General features: G+C 69.6%; 10 protein-coding genes. All 10 read left to right on the forward strand.

All coding sequences use genetic code 11. The features are described 5' to 3' along the window. The first annotated feature begins 13 nt into the window (after positions 1 to 13). The 10 genes from BM339_RS06750 (at position 14) to BM339_RS06790 (ending at position 16,572) form a co-directional block, all read left to right on the forward strand. The gene (locus BM339_RS06750) at positions 14 to 1,498 is read left to right on the forward strand and encodes a protein kinase domain-containing protein (RefSeq protein ID WP_075020263.1); all 1,485 of its coding nucleotides are present in this window, start codon (positions 14 to 16) and stop codon (positions 1,496 to 1,498) included. 161 nt (positions 1,499 to 1,659) lie between these two features. Further along, on the forward strand, positions 1,660 to 2,949 hold the full coding sequence (locus BM339_RS06755; protein ID WP_075020264.1) for an ABC transporter substrate-binding protein: 1,290 nt from the start codon (positions 1,660 to 1,662) through the stop codon (positions 2,947 to 2,949). Then, complete coding sequence (locus tag BM339_RS06760; protein WP_075020265.1) at positions 2,946 to 3,857, forward strand: carbohydrate ABC transporter permease; 912 nt, start codon at positions 2,946 to 2,948, stop codon at positions 3,855 to 3,857. Before BM339_RS06755 ends, BM339_RS06760 begins: the two co-directional genes overlap by 4 nt. After that, entirely contained in the window at positions 3,854 to 4,747 is an 894-nt protein-coding gene (locus tag BM339_RS06765) for a carbohydrate ABC transporter permease (protein WP_083597357.1), read from the forward strand. Before BM339_RS06760 ends, BM339_RS06765 begins: the two co-directional genes overlap by 4 nt. Next, entirely contained in the window at positions 4,747 to 7,038 is a 2,292-nt protein-coding gene (gene yicI / locus BM339_RS06770; RefSeq protein WP_075020266.1) for an alpha-xylosidase, read from the forward strand. Before BM339_RS06765 ends, yicI begins: the two co-directional genes overlap by 1 nt. Continuing rightward, complete coding sequence (locus BM339_RS06775; protein WP_075020267.1) at positions 7,038 to 8,402, forward strand: GH1 family beta-glucosidase; 1,365 nt, start codon at positions 7,038 to 7,040, stop codon at positions 8,400 to 8,402. The genes yicI and BM339_RS06775 overlap by 1 nt, the downstream gene beginning before the upstream one ends. Positions 8,403 to 8,866: 464 nt before the next feature. Continuing rightward, a complete protein-coding gene (locus BM339_RS48475; protein WP_021595645.1) occupies positions 8,867 to 9,607 on the forward strand; it encodes a hypothetical protein in 741 nt (246 codons plus the stop codon). After that, complete coding sequence (locus BM339_RS06780) at positions 9,591 to 10,598, forward strand: LacI family DNA-binding transcriptional regulator (RefSeq protein WP_024935069.1); 1,008 nt, start codon at positions 9,591 to 9,593, stop codon at positions 10,596 to 10,598. Before BM339_RS48475 ends, BM339_RS06780 begins: the two co-directional genes overlap by 17 nt. Before the next feature lie 91 nt (positions 10,599 to 10,689). Beyond that, positions 10,690 to 13,677: a glycoside hydrolase family 3 protein gene (locus tag BM339_RS06785; RefSeq protein WP_256255235.1), complete on the forward strand. Its 2,988-nt coding sequence runs from the start codon at positions 10,690 to 10,692 to the stop codon at positions 13,675 to 13,677. Between the two features lie 60 nt (positions 13,678 to 13,737). After that, positions 13,738 to 16,572, forward strand: a complete 2,835-nt coding sequence (locus BM339_RS06790; protein WP_075020268.1) for a beta-galactosidase — start codon at positions 13,738 to 13,740, stop codon at positions 16,570 to 16,572. Positions 16,573 to 16,587: the final 15 nt, after the last annotated feature.

Below are 16,587 nucleotides of genomic sequence, written 5' to 3' on the forward strand. Positions count from 1 at the left end.
TAGGCTTCGCCCCATGCCGGACATCGTCGCCCCGGGCGACCGCCTCGGGGAGCGCTACCGACTGGAACGGCCCCTCGGCGCCGGAGGCATGGCGACCGTCTGGCGCGCGGTCGACCTCGTCCTCGACCGCGCCGTCGCGGTCAAGGTGCCGATGGAGGGCCGGCCCGCGGAGTTCACCCGGCGGCTGCGCCAGGAGGCGCAGGCCGCCGCGGCGCTCACCCACCCGAACATCACCGGCGTCTACGACTACGGCGAGCACGACGCCGGGCCGGTGGGCTGGCAGGGCCACATCCCCTACGTGGTCATGGAGCTGCTGGACGGGGAGACCCTGGCGACGCGGCTGTCCCGCGGCCCGCTTCCCTGGCGCGAGGCGGCCGGGACCTGCGCCCGCGTCGCCGACGCCCTGGCCGCCGCCCACGCCGCCGGCATCGTCCACCGCGACATCAAGCCCGCGAACGTCTTCCTCACCCCCGTCGGCGTGAAGGTCCTGGACTTCGGCATCGCCTTCACGGGCTCGCCCGACGGCCAGATCATGGGCACGCCCGCCTACGTCGCCCCCGAACTGCTGACCGGTACGGCGCCGACGGCGGCGGCCGACATCTACTCGCTGGGCGTCGTCCTGCACGAGTGCCTGACCGGTGCCCCGCCCACCCCCGCGTCCACCTTCAGGAAGGACACCCCGGACGAGGTCGCCGACCTCTGCCGGGAGTGCCTGTCGCCGGACGCCGGCGCCCGTCCCACCGCGGCGGAGGCCGCCCGGCGGCTGGCCGGCAGTGCCGGGGTCCAGCTCGCGCACCTGCCGCCCGGCGGCGCGGACGAGTCCGCGGAGCAGGCGGCGGCGCCCCCGTCCGAGGCCCCGACCCGCGTCCTGGACGACCCCGCTCCACCGGAAGAGCCGCTGGACGGGGAGGACGAGCCCGGTGGCGCGGACCCTGCCGGCGAAGAGGCGGAGCCGCCCGCGCCCCCGCCTCCGGCCCGGCGCGAAGGCGGAGGCGCGGCCGACGAGCACGGCGCGGCCGGGACCTCGACGCGCAAGCCGCTGGTCATCGCCGGCGGCGCGGTGGGGGCGGCCGCGGTGGTCGCGCTCCTGCTCGCCGCCCTGGCGCCCGGATCGTCCGACGACGGAGGGGCGGCGGCGCCGCCCCCGGACACCGCCTCGCCCACGGAGACGGCGGCGGCGGTCGCGTGCTCGGTGGCGTACCGGGTCGACGGGTCGTGGCCGGACGGCTTCAAGGCGACCGTGCGGATCACGAACGTCGGCGACACCGCGATCGACGGCTGGAAGCTCGGCTTCACGTTCCCGGACGGGCAGGCCATCACCCAGATCTGGAACGGCTCCCAGGAGCAGGACGACGCGTCCGTCACCGTGACGGCGGCGGACTGGAACCGGTCGATCCCGCCGGACGGGACCGCGGAGTTCGGGTTCCTCGGCAGCCAGGACGGAGACAACGGGTCCCCGTCGCGGTTCACGCTGAACGGCGCGGAGTGCCGCGGCTGACCTCCCGCAATGGGAGCGCTCCCAGCTCGTCGTCGCAGGTCAAAAGGGTCACGCTCGAATTGATGCGGCCGGACCTATTGTCTCGCGGCCGATCCGGGGCTTACGATCCCGGCAATCGAAGCGCTTCGACAGGCACTCGGTCCCACCCCGGAGGAAGACCCATGATCAAGGCAGGCAGGAGCGCGGCGGTGCTCGCCGCCCTTGCCGCGGCGGCGCTGTCGCTCACGGCGTGCGGCGGCGACGGCGGCGGCGACGGCTCCGGCGGCAAGGAGCTGAAGCTCTGGCACTACGAGGCCCCGGAAAGCGCCATGGGCAAGGCCTGGAACGAGGCCATCAAGGAGTTCGAGGCCACCCACCCGGGCGTGAAGGTGACGTTCGAGGAGAAGGGCTTCGAGCAGATCCAGAAGACCGCCCCGATGGTCCTGAACTCCAAGGACGCCCCCGACGTCATGGAGTACAACAAGGGCAACGCCACCGCCGGCATGCTGTCCAAGCAGGGCCTGCTCACCGATCTCACCTCCGAGGTGACCAAGCGCGGCTGGGACAAGCTGATCAGTCCGAACGTCCAGGTCACCGCCAAGTACGATGCCAAGGGCACGATGGGCGGCGACAAGTGGTTCGGCGTACCGAACTACGCCGAGTACGTGCAGGTCTACTACAACAAGGACCTGTTCAAGAAGCACGGCGTCGAGATCCCGACGACGTTCGCCGAACTCACGGCCGCGATGGACGAGTTCGTCGCGAAGGGCGTCACACCGCTGACCAACGCGGGCGCCGAGTACATGGCGCACCAGTTCGTCTACCAGCTCGCCCTCGACAAGGCCGACCAGACCTGGGTGGACGCCTTCCAGCGCTACACCGGCAAGACGAACTTCAACGACGCCGCCTGGACGTACGGGGCGACCACCTTCGCCGACTGGGTGAAGAAGGGGTACATCGCCAAGAAGTCCGTCAGCCTCAAGGCCGAGGACGCGGGCGTCGCGTTCATGAGCGGCAAGTTCCCGATGATGTTCTCGGGCAGCTGGTGGTTCGGCCGGGTCGCCTCCGAGGCGAAGTTCGACTGGGAGACCGCCGTGTGGCCCGGCGCGAAGATGACGCTCGGCTCCGGCGGCAACCTCTGGGTCGTCCCCAAGGGCTCGGAGAACAAGGAGCTCGCCTATGACTTCATCGACATCACGATGAAGAAGAAGGCGCAGAACACCCTGGCGAACGCGGGCGGCGTCCCGGTCGCGGCGGACGCGTCCGCGGTCACCGACGCGAAGGCCAAGAAGCTCATCGCCGACTTCGACGCGCTCACGAAGTCCGGCGGCCTCGCGTACTACCCGGACTGGCCGGTGGCGGGCTTCTACGACGCCTGGGTGTCGCAGACGCAGAAGCTCATGAACGGCACCCCGCCCGGCGAGGTGCTGGGCAGCATCCAGAAGACCTACGACGGCGGCCTGCCGAAGTGACTCGGCCGGGCCGCGGCCGGCCGCGGGAGCAGCTGGCGTACCTGCCGTACCTGCTCCCCGGCCTGCTGCTCTTCACCGCCGTCATCGGCGTGCCGTTCCTGATGAACCTCGGCACCAGCTTCACCGAGTGGACGGGCGTCGGCCGCCCGACGTGGATCGGGCTCGGCAACTACCGGGAGCTGGTCCAGGACGGGCAGTTCTGGGCGTCGTTCCGGCACAACGCGATCATCATCATCGGGATGGCGATCGTCCCGACGGCGATCGGGCTGGTGCTGGCCTCGGCGCTGACGGACCTGGTCGGCCGGCACTTCGGGCCGCGCACCGCGAGCGTCCTGCGCGCCTGCCTCTACCTGCCGCAGGTGCTGCCGGTCGTCATCGCGGGCGTGGTGTGGAGCTGGCTGCTGGCACCGGAGAACGGCGCGGTCAACGAGCTGCTGGACGCGATCGGCCTCGGCTCTCTCGCGCACGACTGGCTCGGCGACCCGGCCACGGCCCTGTGGACCGTCGTCGGCGTCATGGTCTGGATGCAGATCGGCTTCCCGCTGGTGATCTTCATGTCGGGTCTCCAGCGGGTCGACCCCTCCCTCTACGAGGCCGCCGAGATCGACGGCGCCACCTGGGCCCGCCGCTTCTGGCACATCACGGTCCCGCAGATTCGCCCGGAGATCTTCGTCGTCCTGCTGTGGACGACGATCGCCGCGCTCAAGGCCTTCCCGCAGATCTTCGTCCTCACCAAGGGCGGGCCGGGCGGGGCGACGAACGTGCCGTCCTACTACTCCTGGGTCAACTTCTTCGAGAAGTCCGACGTCGGCTACGGCTCGGCGATCGCGACCGTGCTGACGCTCGTGATCGTCGCGCTGACCATCGTCTTCCTGCGCATGCAGGCACGTGAGCTGGAGACCTCATGACGGCGACGGTGACCCCCGAGGCGGGCGCGCCGCCCCGTGAGAACCGGGGCCCGGCCGGCCGCAAGCGCCGCCGCGGGCCGTCCGCCTACGCGGTGCTGGTGGCGCTGGCCGCACTCGCCGGAGTGATGCTCATCCCGTTCGTCGTCGTCGTCTTCAACGCGCTGAAGACGCCGGACGAGTACTCCTCGCAGGGGCCGCTGTCGCCGCCGGACGGCTTCGACCTGGACGCCGTCCGGCAGTTCTGGGAGCGGGTCGACTTCGGGAACGTCCTGCTGAACAGCGTGTTCATCAGCGGTTCCGTGGCCGTCCTCGCCGTCCTGCTGTCGGTGCTGAACGCGTACGCGCTCGGCATCGGCCGGATCAAGGGCCGGATGTGGGTGCTGGTCCTGCTGCTGATGGCGAACACGCTGCCGCAGGAGGCGCTCGTCTACCCGCTGTACTACCTGTCCAAGCAGGTCGGCCTGTACGACACCAGGATCAGCGTGATCATCGTGTTCACGGTGATCCAGTCGGCCTTCGGCACCTACCTGCTGTCGTCGGTGCTGTCGGCGTTCCCGCGCCCGCTGCTGGAGGCGGCGCGGATCGACGGCGCGGGCCGCTGGCAGGTGCTGTGGCGGGTGGTCGTCCCGGTCGTCCGGCCGACGCTGTCGGTGCTGCTCGTCTTCTTCTTCGTGTGGACCTGGAACGAGTTCCTGATCCCCATGGTCTTCCTCATCTCCAACGAGAACCAGACGGTCTCGGTCGCGCTCGGCGTGCTGCAGGGGCAGCGCCTCATGGACGCCACCATGTCCAGCGCCGCGTCGCTGCTCGGCCTCCTTCCGACCGTCGTCTTCTTCCTCATCTTCCAGCGCACACTCGCGCGCGGACTGACCGCAGGAGCCATCAAGTAATGAAGTTCAGTGACGGCTACTGGATGATGCGCGAGGGTGTGCGGGCGTTTCATCCGGTGGAGGTCCTCGACGTCGACGCCGGGCCCGGTTCGTTCCGGGTGTACGCGCCCGTGCAGCGGATCCGGCATCGCGGCGACCTGCTCAGGGGGCCGGTGGTGACGGTGACGTGCGAGTCGCCGATGCCGGACGTCATCGGCGTCACCCTCACCCACTTCGCGGGGGAGCGGCGGCGCGGGCCCCATTTCGAGTTGGCCACCGACCCGGCCGGGGACGTGTCCGTGGACGACGACGCGGCGACGCTGACGTCCGGCGCGTTGTCGGTGCGGGTGGGGCGCGGTGAGGAGTGGGGTGTCGACTTCCTTGTGGACGGACGCCGCCTGACCGGCAGTGCTCCCAAGGCGCAGGCCGTCATCGACACCGACGACGGGCGCCATTATGTGCGGGAGCAGCTCGATCTGGGCGTCGACCATTTCGTCTACGGGCTCGGTGAACGGTTCGGGCCGCTGGTGAAGAACGGCCAGTCCGTGGACGTGTGGAATGCCGACGGCGGGACGGCCAGTGAGCAGGCGTACAAGAACGTGCCGTTCTTCCTGACGAACGCGGGTTACGGGGTGTTCGTCGACCATCCGGGGCGCGTGTCGTTCGAGGTGGCGTCGGAGGCCGTGGCCCGGACGCAGTTCAGCGTCGAGGGCCAGTCGATGCGGTACTTCGTCATCTACGGGCCTTCCCCCAAGGAGATCCTGCGCAAGTACACGGCGCTCACCGGGCGCCCCGCGCGGCTGCCGGATTGGTCGTTCGGGCTGTGGCTCTCCACGTCGTTCACCACCGACTACGACGAGGAGACCATCACCTCGTTCATCGAGGGGATGGCGTCACGCGACCTGCCGCTCAGCGTCTTCCATTTCGACTGCTTCTGGATGCGCGAGTTCCAGTGGTGCGACTTCGAATGGGACCCGCGCGTGTTCTCCGACCCGGAGGGGATGCTGCGCCGGCTTCGCGACCGTGGCCTGCGGACCTGCGTCTGGATCAACCCGTACATCGGGCAGCGGTCCCCGCTGTTCGAGGAGGGCCGCGCGCACGGGTACCTGCTCAAGCGACCGAACGGGGACGTGTGGCAGTGGGACAAGTGGCAGCCCGGCCTGGCGGTCGTCGACTTCACGAACCCCGAGGCGCGGGAGTGGTACGCGGCCAAGCTGGAAGCGCTCCTCGACATGGGCGTCGACTGCTTCAAGACCGACTTTGGCGAGCGCATTCCGACCGATGTCGTCTACCACGACGGCTCCGACCCGGAGCGTGCTCACAACTACTACACCTATCTCTATAACCAGACGGTCTTCGACCTGCTCCGCAAGAAGCGCGGTGAGAGCGACGCGGTCGTGTTCGCCCGGTCCGCGACGACCGGCGGGCAGCGCTTCCCGGTTCACTGGGGCGGTGACGCCGAATCGACATTCGAGGCCATGGGGGAGAGCCTTCGCGGCGGCCTCTCCCTGGGGATGTCGGGGTTCGGCTATTGGAGCCATGACATCGGCGGTTTCGAGGGGACGCCCGACCCGGCGCTGTTCAAGCGGTGGATAGCGTTCGGGCTGCTGTCCTCGCACAGCCGGCTGCACGGCAGCCATTCCTACCGGGTGCCGTGGCTCTTCGACGAAGAGTCCGTGGACGTTCTGCGGGAGTTCACCCGCCTGAAGATGCGGCTCATGCCCTACCTGGCGGGCGCCGCCCGCCAGGCGTACGGCGAAGGGCTGCCGATGATGCGGGCGATGGTCGTCGAGTTCCCGGACGACCCTGGCTGCACGCATCTGGAACGCCAGTACATGCTCGGTGAGGATCTGCTCGTCGCGCCCGTGTTCTCGTCCGATGGTGACGTCTCGTACTACGTGCCGGGGGGTGTGTGGACGCACTACCTCACGGGTGAGCGTATTGAGGGCGGCCGTTGGGTTCGGGAGCGGCACGGGTTCGACAGTGTGCCGCTGCTCGTCCGTCCAGGAGCGGTCATCCCGGTGGGCGCGGTGGAGGACCGCCCGGACTACGACCATGCGGATGACGTCACGTTGCGCGTGTACGAGCCCTCCGACGGGAGCGCCGTGGTCACCCAGATCGGCGACACCTCGTTCACCACAACGAGAAACGGTGAAAACGTGCGCGTGACAGGAGAGGGGGCCTGGAACGTTCTTCTCGTCAACGCACGGGTGGCCGGGGTAGAGGGCGGCGAGGTCGCAGACCATCCGCTCGGTGTTCTCATCAAGGCGACCGGTGGCGAACTGCTCATCACGCTGGAAGAGGAGAACTGATGGGGTTCCCAAAGGGGTTCCTATGGGGAGCGGCCACCGCCGCCTATCAGATCGAGGGCGCGGCCCGGGAGGACGGCCGTGCGCCGTCCATCTGGGACACGTTCAGCCACACGCCGGGCAAGGTCCTGGGCGGCGACACCGGCGACGTCGCCACCGACCACTACCACCGCCGGCAGGACGACGTCGCGACGATGGCCGAGCTGGGCATCGGCGCCTACCGGTTCTCCATCTCCTGGTCGCGCGTCCTCCCGGACGGGACTCCCAACCAGAAGGGCATGGACTTCTACTCGCGCCTGGTCGACGAGCTGCTCGACCACGGCATCGCCCCGGTCGCCACCCTCTACCACTGGGACCTGCCGCAGGTCCTGGAGGACGCGGGCGGCTGGCCCGAACGCAACACGGCCCACCGGTTCGCCGACTACGCCGAGCGCATCGGCCGCGTCCTCGGTGACCGCGTCCACACGTGGACGACGCTGAACGAGCCGTGGTGCTCGGCGTTCCTCGGCTATGCGTCCGGTGTGCACGCGCCCGGCCGCACCGACCCGGCCGCCGCGCTCGCGGCCGCCCACCACCTCAACCTCGCGCACGGCCTGGGCGTCCGGGCGCTGCGCGGCGTGGTCCCGGCGTCCGCCAGGCATTCGGTCACCCTCAACTTGCACCATCTGCGCGGCGACACGGAGGCCGTCCGGCGGGTGGACGCCGTCTCCAACCGCGTGTTCCTCGATCCGATGCTGGGCAACGGCTATCCCGCCGACCTTCTGGAGGACACGGCGTCCCTGACCGACTGGGGCTTCCTGCGCGACGGCGACGAGGAGATCATCGCCGCGCCGCTCGATGTGCTGGGCGTCAACTACTACTCGCCCACGCTCGTGCGGGACTGGGACGGTGTCTCCCCGCGCGCACACGCGGACGGCCACCGGCAGGGCGCGGCGACCCCGTTCGTCGGCTGCGACAAGGTGGAGTTCGCCGAACAGCCCGGCCCCTACACGGCGATGGGCTGGCCCATAGACGCGACCGGCATGGAAGAACTGCTTCTACGGCTGCATCGCGAGTACCCGCACACTCCACTGATGGTCACCGAGAACGGTGCCGCGTTCGACGACGTCCTGGAAGACGGTGGCCGCGTCCACGATGACCGGCGCATCGCCTATCTGCGCGACCACATCGCGGCCGTCGAAAGGGCGTGCGAGGCCGGCGCCGACGTCCGCGGCTATTTCGCCTGGTCGCTGCTGGACAACTTCGAATGGGCCTACGGCTACTCCAAGCGCTTCGGCCTCGTCCACGTCGACTACGCCACCGGTGACCGCACCTGGAAGGACAGTGCCTCCTGGTACCGCGACACGATCGCCCGCGGACCGTCATGACGATCGGACGCGGGGGCATGGCGGTGGCGGCGCTGGCCCTGGCCGCGTTCTGCTTCGGCACGACCGAGACGCTGCCGATCGGGCTGCGGTGCTCATCGCGTCGCTCTCCTCCTTCGGGCCTGGGGGCCCTCCATCGTCGAGCAACGCGGCGATCGCTGGCATCGCTCCGGCTCGCCTCGCGGCTCGCTGCGCGATCAGGTTCTCGCAAGCTCGAACCTGGCTTCGCACGCGATCGCAACGGTTACGGTCGCTGGTGGCATGAGATCTGCGCAGGTGGGCGAGATCGCCTCGCCACGCCCCATCCGGGCACGCGACGCCTCCTCCCGCAGCCGCCAAGGTCGCGGGGTAGGACCGCCGCCTGCGAGCCCACGGGCGGGGCGCTGGCCATCGTCCGAGGTGTTTCGTTCGTTGCCCGGCTCGGTCCAGCCGCTGGCCGGCGCGCTTTCGTCGCTGCCCTCGGCGTCATGGCCCTCATCTGCTTCGCAGCAATCACCGCCATTCTGCCCGGCGACAGCACGGGCGGCCTGTACCACATCACCGCGGCCTCGCCGCACGCGCCAGGCTTCAGAACACCGGTGGTCACGATCACGGCGGTAGTCGGCGGAGTCTGCACAGCCCATATCTATGTCGCCGATGTTCTCACCCGTGTGAAAGACATCCCTGGCTCTACCCTCAGCTCGCTCCTGCTGATGAGCGGCAAGGCTGAACCGGCCATGGCCGACCTCGTTGCGGACCGCGGCCTACTCGCTCAGCACGCGGTGCCGACCGTCGTTCCGGCGCTTGCCTTGCCCGCCCCGTGTCCAGCCGCTGCACGCTCATACGTGATGTTCAGGCGCGTCGCCGTGGTTGCGCCAGTGAACCTCGTCACCGTCACAGATCGCAGGCGTCGCGATCGCGTGCGAAGCCAGGTTCGAGCTTGCGAGAACCTGATCGCGCAGCGAGCCGCAAGGCGAGCCGGAGCGATGCCAGCGATCGCCGCGTTGCTCGACGATGGAGGGCCCCCAGGCCCGAAGGAGGAGAGCGATGCAATGAGCACGCGCGGCACCGCCCTCGCCGGTGCGATGGCCGCCGGTGCCGCCGTCGCCGTGATCGGGCTGGAACGGCCGTCGCGCGCCCGCGCTCCGACCGGGGCCGGCACGGCTAGCATCGTTCGCACTCTGCACCCCTTCGAGGACGACGGGACGGTCCGTGGTCAAGATCACTGATGTGGCGCGGCACGCGGGAGTGTCGCCGAGCACGGTCTCCTACGTGCTGAGCGGGAAGCGCTCGATCTCCGAGGAGACCCGGCGGCGCGTCCGGGAGAGCATCCGCGAACTCGGGTACCGGCCGCACGCGGGCGCCCGCGCGCTCGCCAGCAGCCGCTCCAACGTGCTCGCGCTGATGATCCCGCTGCGCTCGGGCATCGCGGTGCCCGTCGTCATGCAGTTCGCCGTGTCGGTCGTCACCGCCGCCCGGAGCCACGACCACGACGTCCTGCTGCTCACCCAGGACGAGGGCGAGGACGGCCTGCGCCGCGTCGCCGACAGCGCCCTCGTCGACGCGCTGATCGTCATGGACGTGCAGATGAAGGACCCGCGGCTGCCGCTGCTGCGCTCCCTCGACCGGCCGAGCGTGCTCATCGGCTTCCCCGCCGACGCCGACGACCTGACCTGCATCGACCTCGACTTCCACGCCGCCGGCGCCGTCTGCGTCGAGCACCTGGCCGGCCTCGGCCACCGGGAGATCGCGCTGATCGGCTCGCCGCCCGAGGTGTACGCGCGGCAGACCGGCTACGCCCAGCGCGTCGCGGACGGGTTCGCCGAGGCGGTCCGCGAGCACGGCCTGACCGGGGACGTCCACCCCTGCGAGGCCACCGCGGACGCCGCCCGCGAGCTGGTCGCGCGGCTCCTCGCCGACCGTCCCGGGCTCACCGGCGTCCTCGTCCACAACGAGCCGGTCGTCGGCCCGGTCGTGCGGGCGCTGCGCGCCGCCGGCCGCCGCGTCCCCGAGGACGTGTCCGTCGTCGCGCTGTGCCCGGACGAGATGGCCGAGCACGCCGAGCCGCCGCTGTCGTCCGTCGCGATCCCCGCCGAGGAGGTCGGCGGGCGCGCCGTGGAGCTGCTGATGGACAAGCTCGACGGCGTCCCCGTCCCGGCCGCGACCCTGCTTCCGCCCACCCTGACCAGGCGCGCCAGCAGCGCGCCCGCCGCACGCTGACCGGCACGACAAGGAGGTGAGGGGCCGTTCCGGCCCGTTATCGAAGCGCTTCGACAGTCATGCTCGGGGGGCTAGTCCAAGAGGAGAATCGGTGTACGGAATCCATCGAAGTCCCCGTTCCCCCGGCCGGCGCAGCCGGTCGCTGACCCTGGTCCTGGCCGCCGCGCTGGTGGCCCCGGTCGCGTGGACGGCGCCCGCCGCCGCCCGCGAGACCCTGCCCTTCCGGAACCCGCGGCTGTCCGTCGACGCCCGCGTGGACGACCTGGTCGGGCGGCTGACGCTCGACGAGAAGGTCTCGCTGCTCCACCAGTACCAGCCCGCGATCCCGCGCCTCGGCATCGGCCGGTTCAAGACCGGCACCGAGGCGCTGCACGGGGTCGCGTGGTCCACCGACGTCCACAACAACGGTGCGGTCGTGACCGCCAAGGGCACCGTGTTCCCGCAGTCGGTCGGGCTCGGCGCGACCTGGGACCCGGCGCTGCTGAAGCGGATCGGCTCGGCCGTCGGCGACGAGGCCCGCGGCTACCACAGCGAGAACCCCGACGTCTGGGGCCTTCAGCTGTGGGCGCCGGTCGTCAACCTGCTCCGCGACCCGCGCTGGGGCCGCAACGAGGAGGGCTACTCCGAGGACCCGCTGCTCACCGGCCTGCTCGCCACCGCCTACGGCCGCGGCATCGAGGGCGACGACCCGGACCGCCTCCGGGCCGCGCCCGTCCTCAAGCACTACATGGCCAACAACAACGAGATCCGCCGCGACCAGACGTCCTCCAGCCTGCGGCCCCGGGTGAAGAAGGAGTACGACGAGGTCCCGTTCAAGATGCCGCTGACCCGGGACGCCGCGACCGGGATCATGACGTCCTACAACCTCGTCAACGGGCGTCCCGCGACGGTCACGCCCGACGCGGGCGGCCTGGTCCGCTCGTGGAGCGACCGGACGCTGTTCAACGTCACCGACGCGGGCGCGCCGAACGGCCTGATCAACTCCCAGCGGTACCACCCCGACCTCGCCACCGGCGACGCGGCGATCATCAAGGCGGGCGTGGACAGCTTCACCAGCGACGACGCCAACTCCTCGATCACGATCAACGCGGTGAAGGAGGCGCTGTCGCGCGGGCTGCTCGCCGAGTCCGACATCGACCGGGCCGTGGGGCACATCCTGAGCATCCGGGTCCGGCTCGGCGAGTTCGACCCGGGCGGCGGTCCCTACGGGAAGATCACCAAGGACGTGGTGGACAGTCCCGCCCACCGCGCCCTCGCCCGCAAGGCCGCGGCCGAGCAGATGGTGCTGCTGAAGAACCAGGGCAGGGCGCTGCCCCTCTCGTCCGGGAAGGTCGCAGTCGTGGGGCCGCTCTCGAACACGCTCTACACCGACTGGTACTCGGGTTCGCTGCCGTACCGGGTCACGCCGCTGGACGGCATCAAGAAGCGGGCCGGCTCGGTGGCGTCCAGCGAGGGCGTCGACCGGATCGCGCTGAAGGACGTCGAGACCGGCGAGTACATCGCGGGCGGTACGGGCCCCGGTTCCATTCTGAAGACCGGGCCTGCCTCGTCGGCCGACGTGACCACCCAGTTCGACGTGTTCGACTGGGGCCAGGGGATCGTCACCCTGCGCAGCGCCGCCAACGGCAAGACCGTCGGGCGCTACAACTGGGGCGACAATTTCGCCAACGACCAGGACCAGCCGAACAACTGGTTCGTCCAGCAGATGTTCAAGCTGGAGAAGCAGGACGACGGCGAATACCTGCTCCGCTACGCCGGCTACGAGAAGGCGTACGACTGGGCCGACCCGGCGAAGACCTACGTGAAGACGCAGGACGACGGCACGCTGGCCCTGACCACCAAGGACGACGCCTCCCGGTTCGCCAAGGACGTCGTCAGCAGTGGCGTCGACTCGGCGGTCAAGGCCGTCACCGGCGCGGACAGCGCCGTCGTCGTGGTCGGCAGCATGCCGTTCATCAACGGCCGCGAGGACCACGACCGCACCACGATGGCGCTCGCCGAAGGGCAGTCGGAACTCGTCAAGGCCGTCCGGAAGGCGAACCCGAACACGGTCGTCGTGGTGGAGAACAGCTATCCGACGACCCTCACCTGGGAGCAGCAGAACGTTCCGGCGATCCTGTGGACGAGCCACGCCGGCGCCGAGACGGGCAACGCCCTCGCGTCCATCCTGTTCGGCGACGAAAGCCCGTCGGGCAAGCTTCCGCAGACCTGGTACCGCTCCGAGAGCGACCTGCCCGACATTCTCGAGTACGACATCATCAAGTCGGACCGGACGTACCAGTACTTCAAGGGACAGCCGCTCTACCCGTTCGGTCACGGCCTCTCCTACACGAGCTTCCGGTACGGCAAGCCGAGGCTCAACGGCCATTCCGTGGGACGCGACGGAACGGTGACGGTCACCGTGCCGGTGACCAACACGGGCAAGGAGGCCGGAGACGAGGTCGTCCAGCTTTACACGCACCAGCGCGACTCGCGCGTGAAGCAGCCGGTGAAGAGGCTGCGCGCCTTCGACAAGGTCCATGTCGAACCCGGGAAGACGGTGACGGCGAAACTGCGGCTGACCGCGTCCGACCTCGCGATCTGGGACGTCACGCGCAACACGTGGACGGTGGAGAAGTCGAAGCACGACCTGCTGATCGGCTCCTCGTCCACCGACATCCGGCAGCGCACCACGCTCGACGTGCGCGGCCAGACGATCCCCGATCGCGACCTGTCGAAGCCGACCCGCGCCGCCGACTTCGACGACCAGAACGGCATCGAGCTGGTCGACGAGTCGAAGGCGAAGGGCGACGCGGTGGCCGGCACGGCCGGCTCCTGGCTGAAGTTCGCGGACGCCGATCTCGGCGGGTCCGCCGGCACGATCACCGCACGCGTCGCGGGCACGTCGGCGACCACGATCCAGGTCCGCCTGGACGGCCCCGACGGCCCCCTGGCCGGAACGCTGACCGTGCCGTCCACCGGCGACAGGTACGCCTACAAGGAGATCACCGCACGGCTCGGCGACGCCCGCGGAAACCGTGACGTCTACCTGGTCTTCAACGGTGAAACGCGCCTGAGCACCTTCTCCCTCACTCGATGAATCCCTCGGCCCGCCCCGGTTCGCCCGGGGCGGGCCGGTCCGCTGCAAAGGACGCCACCCATGCGTGCCAACAGCAAACTCGCCGCCCCCCTCGCCGCCGCGGCCGCCCTGTTCACCGCCGCCGCGCTCCTCTTCGCCCCGGCTCCCGCTCCGCCGGCCGGGGCCGCGGCACATCACGTCGCCTACGACCGCCATTCGCTCACCGTGGACGGGCGGCGCGTCCTGCTGTGGTCGGGCGAATTCCACTACTTCCGGCTCCCCAGCCCGGTCCTCTGGCGGGACGTCCTGGAAAAGATCAAGGCCGCCGGATTCAACGGAGTGTCGCTCTATTTCGACTGGGCCTACCACTCACCGGCCCCTGGGAAATACGACTTCACCGGCGTCAGGGACGTCGACCGGCTCCTCCGCCTGACCGAGAAGATCGGCCTCTACGTCGTCGCGCGTCCCGGCCCGTACATCAACGCCGAGACCACCGGCGGCGGCTTTCCCGCGTGGCTGAAGACCGTCCCGGGACGCGCCCGTTCCAGCGACCCGAACTACACCCGCGCCTACCGGGAATGGCTCGCCCGAATCGACCCGATCATCGCCCGTCACCAGGTCACGCGTGGCGGATCGGTCATCGTCTACAACGCCGAGAACGAGTACGCCGCCAACACCGACCCGGCCTATATGGAGGACCTCCAGCGTCAGGCCCGCGCCCATGGAATCGACGTTCCCATCAGCCATAACCAATGCTGCGACGCGTCCTGGACGCCCACCTGGGCGACCGGCCGGGGAGCCGTGCAGATACCCGGCGTGGACGACTATCCGCAGGCCTTCGAATGCCGCGACCCCGACACCTGGGGAACGTGGGGAGAGGGCGTCACCGAACGCCTGAGCCCGGACGCCCCCGCCTACGCCGCCGAATACCAGGCCGGCGCCATCGACCTGAACCGCGCCGGCTACGAGAAATGCCGCGAACTCACCGGCCCGAACTACATGAAGGTCTACTACAAGTCGAACCTCATCACCTCGGGCGCCACGATGTTCGGCTACTACATGGCCTTCGGCGGGACGAACTGGGGACGGCTCGCCCAGCCGAACGACGTCTACACGTCTTACGACTACGGCGCGCCCATCACCGAGAACCGGCGGCTCACCGCCAAGTACGACGAGTTCAAACGCCAGGGCCTCTTCGTCACCACCGTCGCACCGCTCGCGAAGACCGATCCGGCGGCGGCCCCCGCGTCCGGCAATTCCTCCGTCCACACCGAGGCGCGGGCCAACCCCGACACCGGAACGCAATTCGTCCTCGTCCGGCACGCCGACCGGAAGACCGACGACGACCAATCCGCGAACCTCGCCTGGAACACACCGGACGGCACCTACGACGTTCCGGTCACCCTGAAGGGCCGCGACGCCAAGATCCTCGTCGCCGGCTATGACATGGGCGGCCAGCGCCTCGCGGCATCGACGTCCGAACTCCTCACCCACACGACCGCCAACGGGCGAGACATGGCAGTCCTCTACGGCACCGAAGGGGTCGAAGGAACAACCGTCCTCCGCTACAACACCCGGCCCGACGTCAAGGTCCTCAGCGGCTCGGTGAAGCCCACCTACTCCAACGGCAACCTCAGGCTCGACTACACCCATCAGGGATTGGCCCGCGTCCAGATAACGGGAGGTGGCCGTAGGCCCCTACTGCTCCTTCTCGGCACGGAGGCGGAAGCGGCCAAGTTCTGGCGTTCGGGGAACACGCTTGTCCGGGGCACCGATCTGGTCCGTTCGGCGGAAACGAAGAACGACACGGCGGTGATTAGAGCCGACGTCGCCGAGACAGGCGACATCGAGGTCTTCGCATCGGCCCGCCGCATCACCCTCAACGGCGAACGGCTCCACACCAGGACGACCCCTAGCGGGACGCTCCTGGCCCGGACCAAGGGTCCCCGCCCCATCACGCTGCCCGCCCTGAAGCACTGGCGTGGCGAGGAAGGAGCCCCCGAGTCGTCCCCGGGCTTCGACGACTCGTCCTGGAAACCCGCCGACCACACCACCACGGCCGGCCCGATCAAACCGAAGAAGCCACCCGTCCTCTACGCCGACGACTACGGATTCCACTACGGCCACGTCTGGTACCGCGGCCACTTCACCGCGACCGGCGACGAGACAACGGTCAACCTCAACGCCATCACCGGAAAGGGAGGCATCTACCAGGTCTGGCTCAACGGCCGCTACCTGGGCTCGGCCGCCGGCGGCGAACAGAAGGACGCCGACGCCCCCATCAACGACGATCCCGGCCCGGGGACCTTTGAAATCCCCGCCGGCGCCCTTCCCAAGGGCGAGAAGGCCGTCCTTTCCGTCCTGGTCGAGAACATGGGCCACAACGACGACTGGACCGCCGACGACTACCGCCAGAAACAGCCGCGCGGCCTGGTCAACGCCGAAGTGACGACCAATCCGATCACCTGGCGCATCCAGGGCACCCGCATCAGCGATCCGCTGCGCGGCCCGCTGAACACGGGCGGCCTGTACGGCGAACGAGAAGGCTGGCACCTGCCGTCCGCCCCCGCAAAGACCTGGTCCGCCACATCACCGGCCGACCTCATAGGACCAGGCGTCCACTGGTACAGCACCAGAACCCACCTGGCCCTTCCGAAGGACCAGGACGTCCCCGTAACCCTCCATTTCGAACCTGGCACCGGCCGCTACCGAACCCTCATCTTCATCAACGGCTGGAACATGGGCGAATACGTGAACGGCGGGGTCCAGCACGACTTCACCCTTCCGGAGGGAGTTCTCCGCCCGCGCGGCCACAACACCGTGACCCTCGCCGTCATCGCAGAAGAAGACTCAAAGCCGGGCCGCGTCTCCTTGAAGGCGGCCGCCAACGTGAGAGGAGGCGCCCCGGCCCCCTGACCCGCGCATGACCCC

The organism is Actinomadura madurae (assembly GCF_900115095.1).
In the GTDB taxonomy this organism is placed as follows: domain Bacteria; phylum Actinomycetota; class Actinomycetes; order Streptosporangiales; family Streptosporangiaceae; genus Spirillospora; species Spirillospora madurae.

Excerpts from the sequence above, each read along its gene's own strand:
- BM339_RS06750 (WP_075020263.1), top strand. The coding sequence starts at position 14 with ATGCCGGACATCGTCGCCCCGGGCGACCGCCTCGGGGAGCGCTACCGA.
- BM339_RS06775 (WP_075020267.1), top strand. The coding sequence starts at position 7,038 with ATGGGGTTCCCAAAGGGGTTCCTATGGGGAGCGGCCACCGCCGCCTAT.
- BM339_RS06755 (WP_075020264.1), top strand. The coding sequence starts at position 1,660 with ATGATCAAGGCAGGCAGGAGCGCGGCGGTGCTCGCCGCCCTTGCCGCG.
- BM339_RS06765 (WP_083597357.1), top strand. The coding sequence starts at position 3,854 with ATGACGGCGACGGTGACCCCCGAGGCGGGCGCGCCGCCCCGTGAGAAC.
- yicI (WP_075020266.1), top strand. The coding sequence starts at position 4,747 with ATGAAGTTCAGTGACGGCTACTGGATGATGCGCGAGGGTGTGCGGGCG.
- BM339_RS06790 (WP_075020268.1), top strand. The coding sequence starts at position 13,738 with ATGCGTGCCAACAGCAAACTCGCCGCCCCCCTCGCCGCCGCGGCCGCC.
- BM339_RS48475 (WP_021595645.1), top strand. The coding sequence starts at position 8,867 with ATGGCCCTCATCTGCTTCGCAGCAATCACCGCCATTCTGCCCGGCGAC.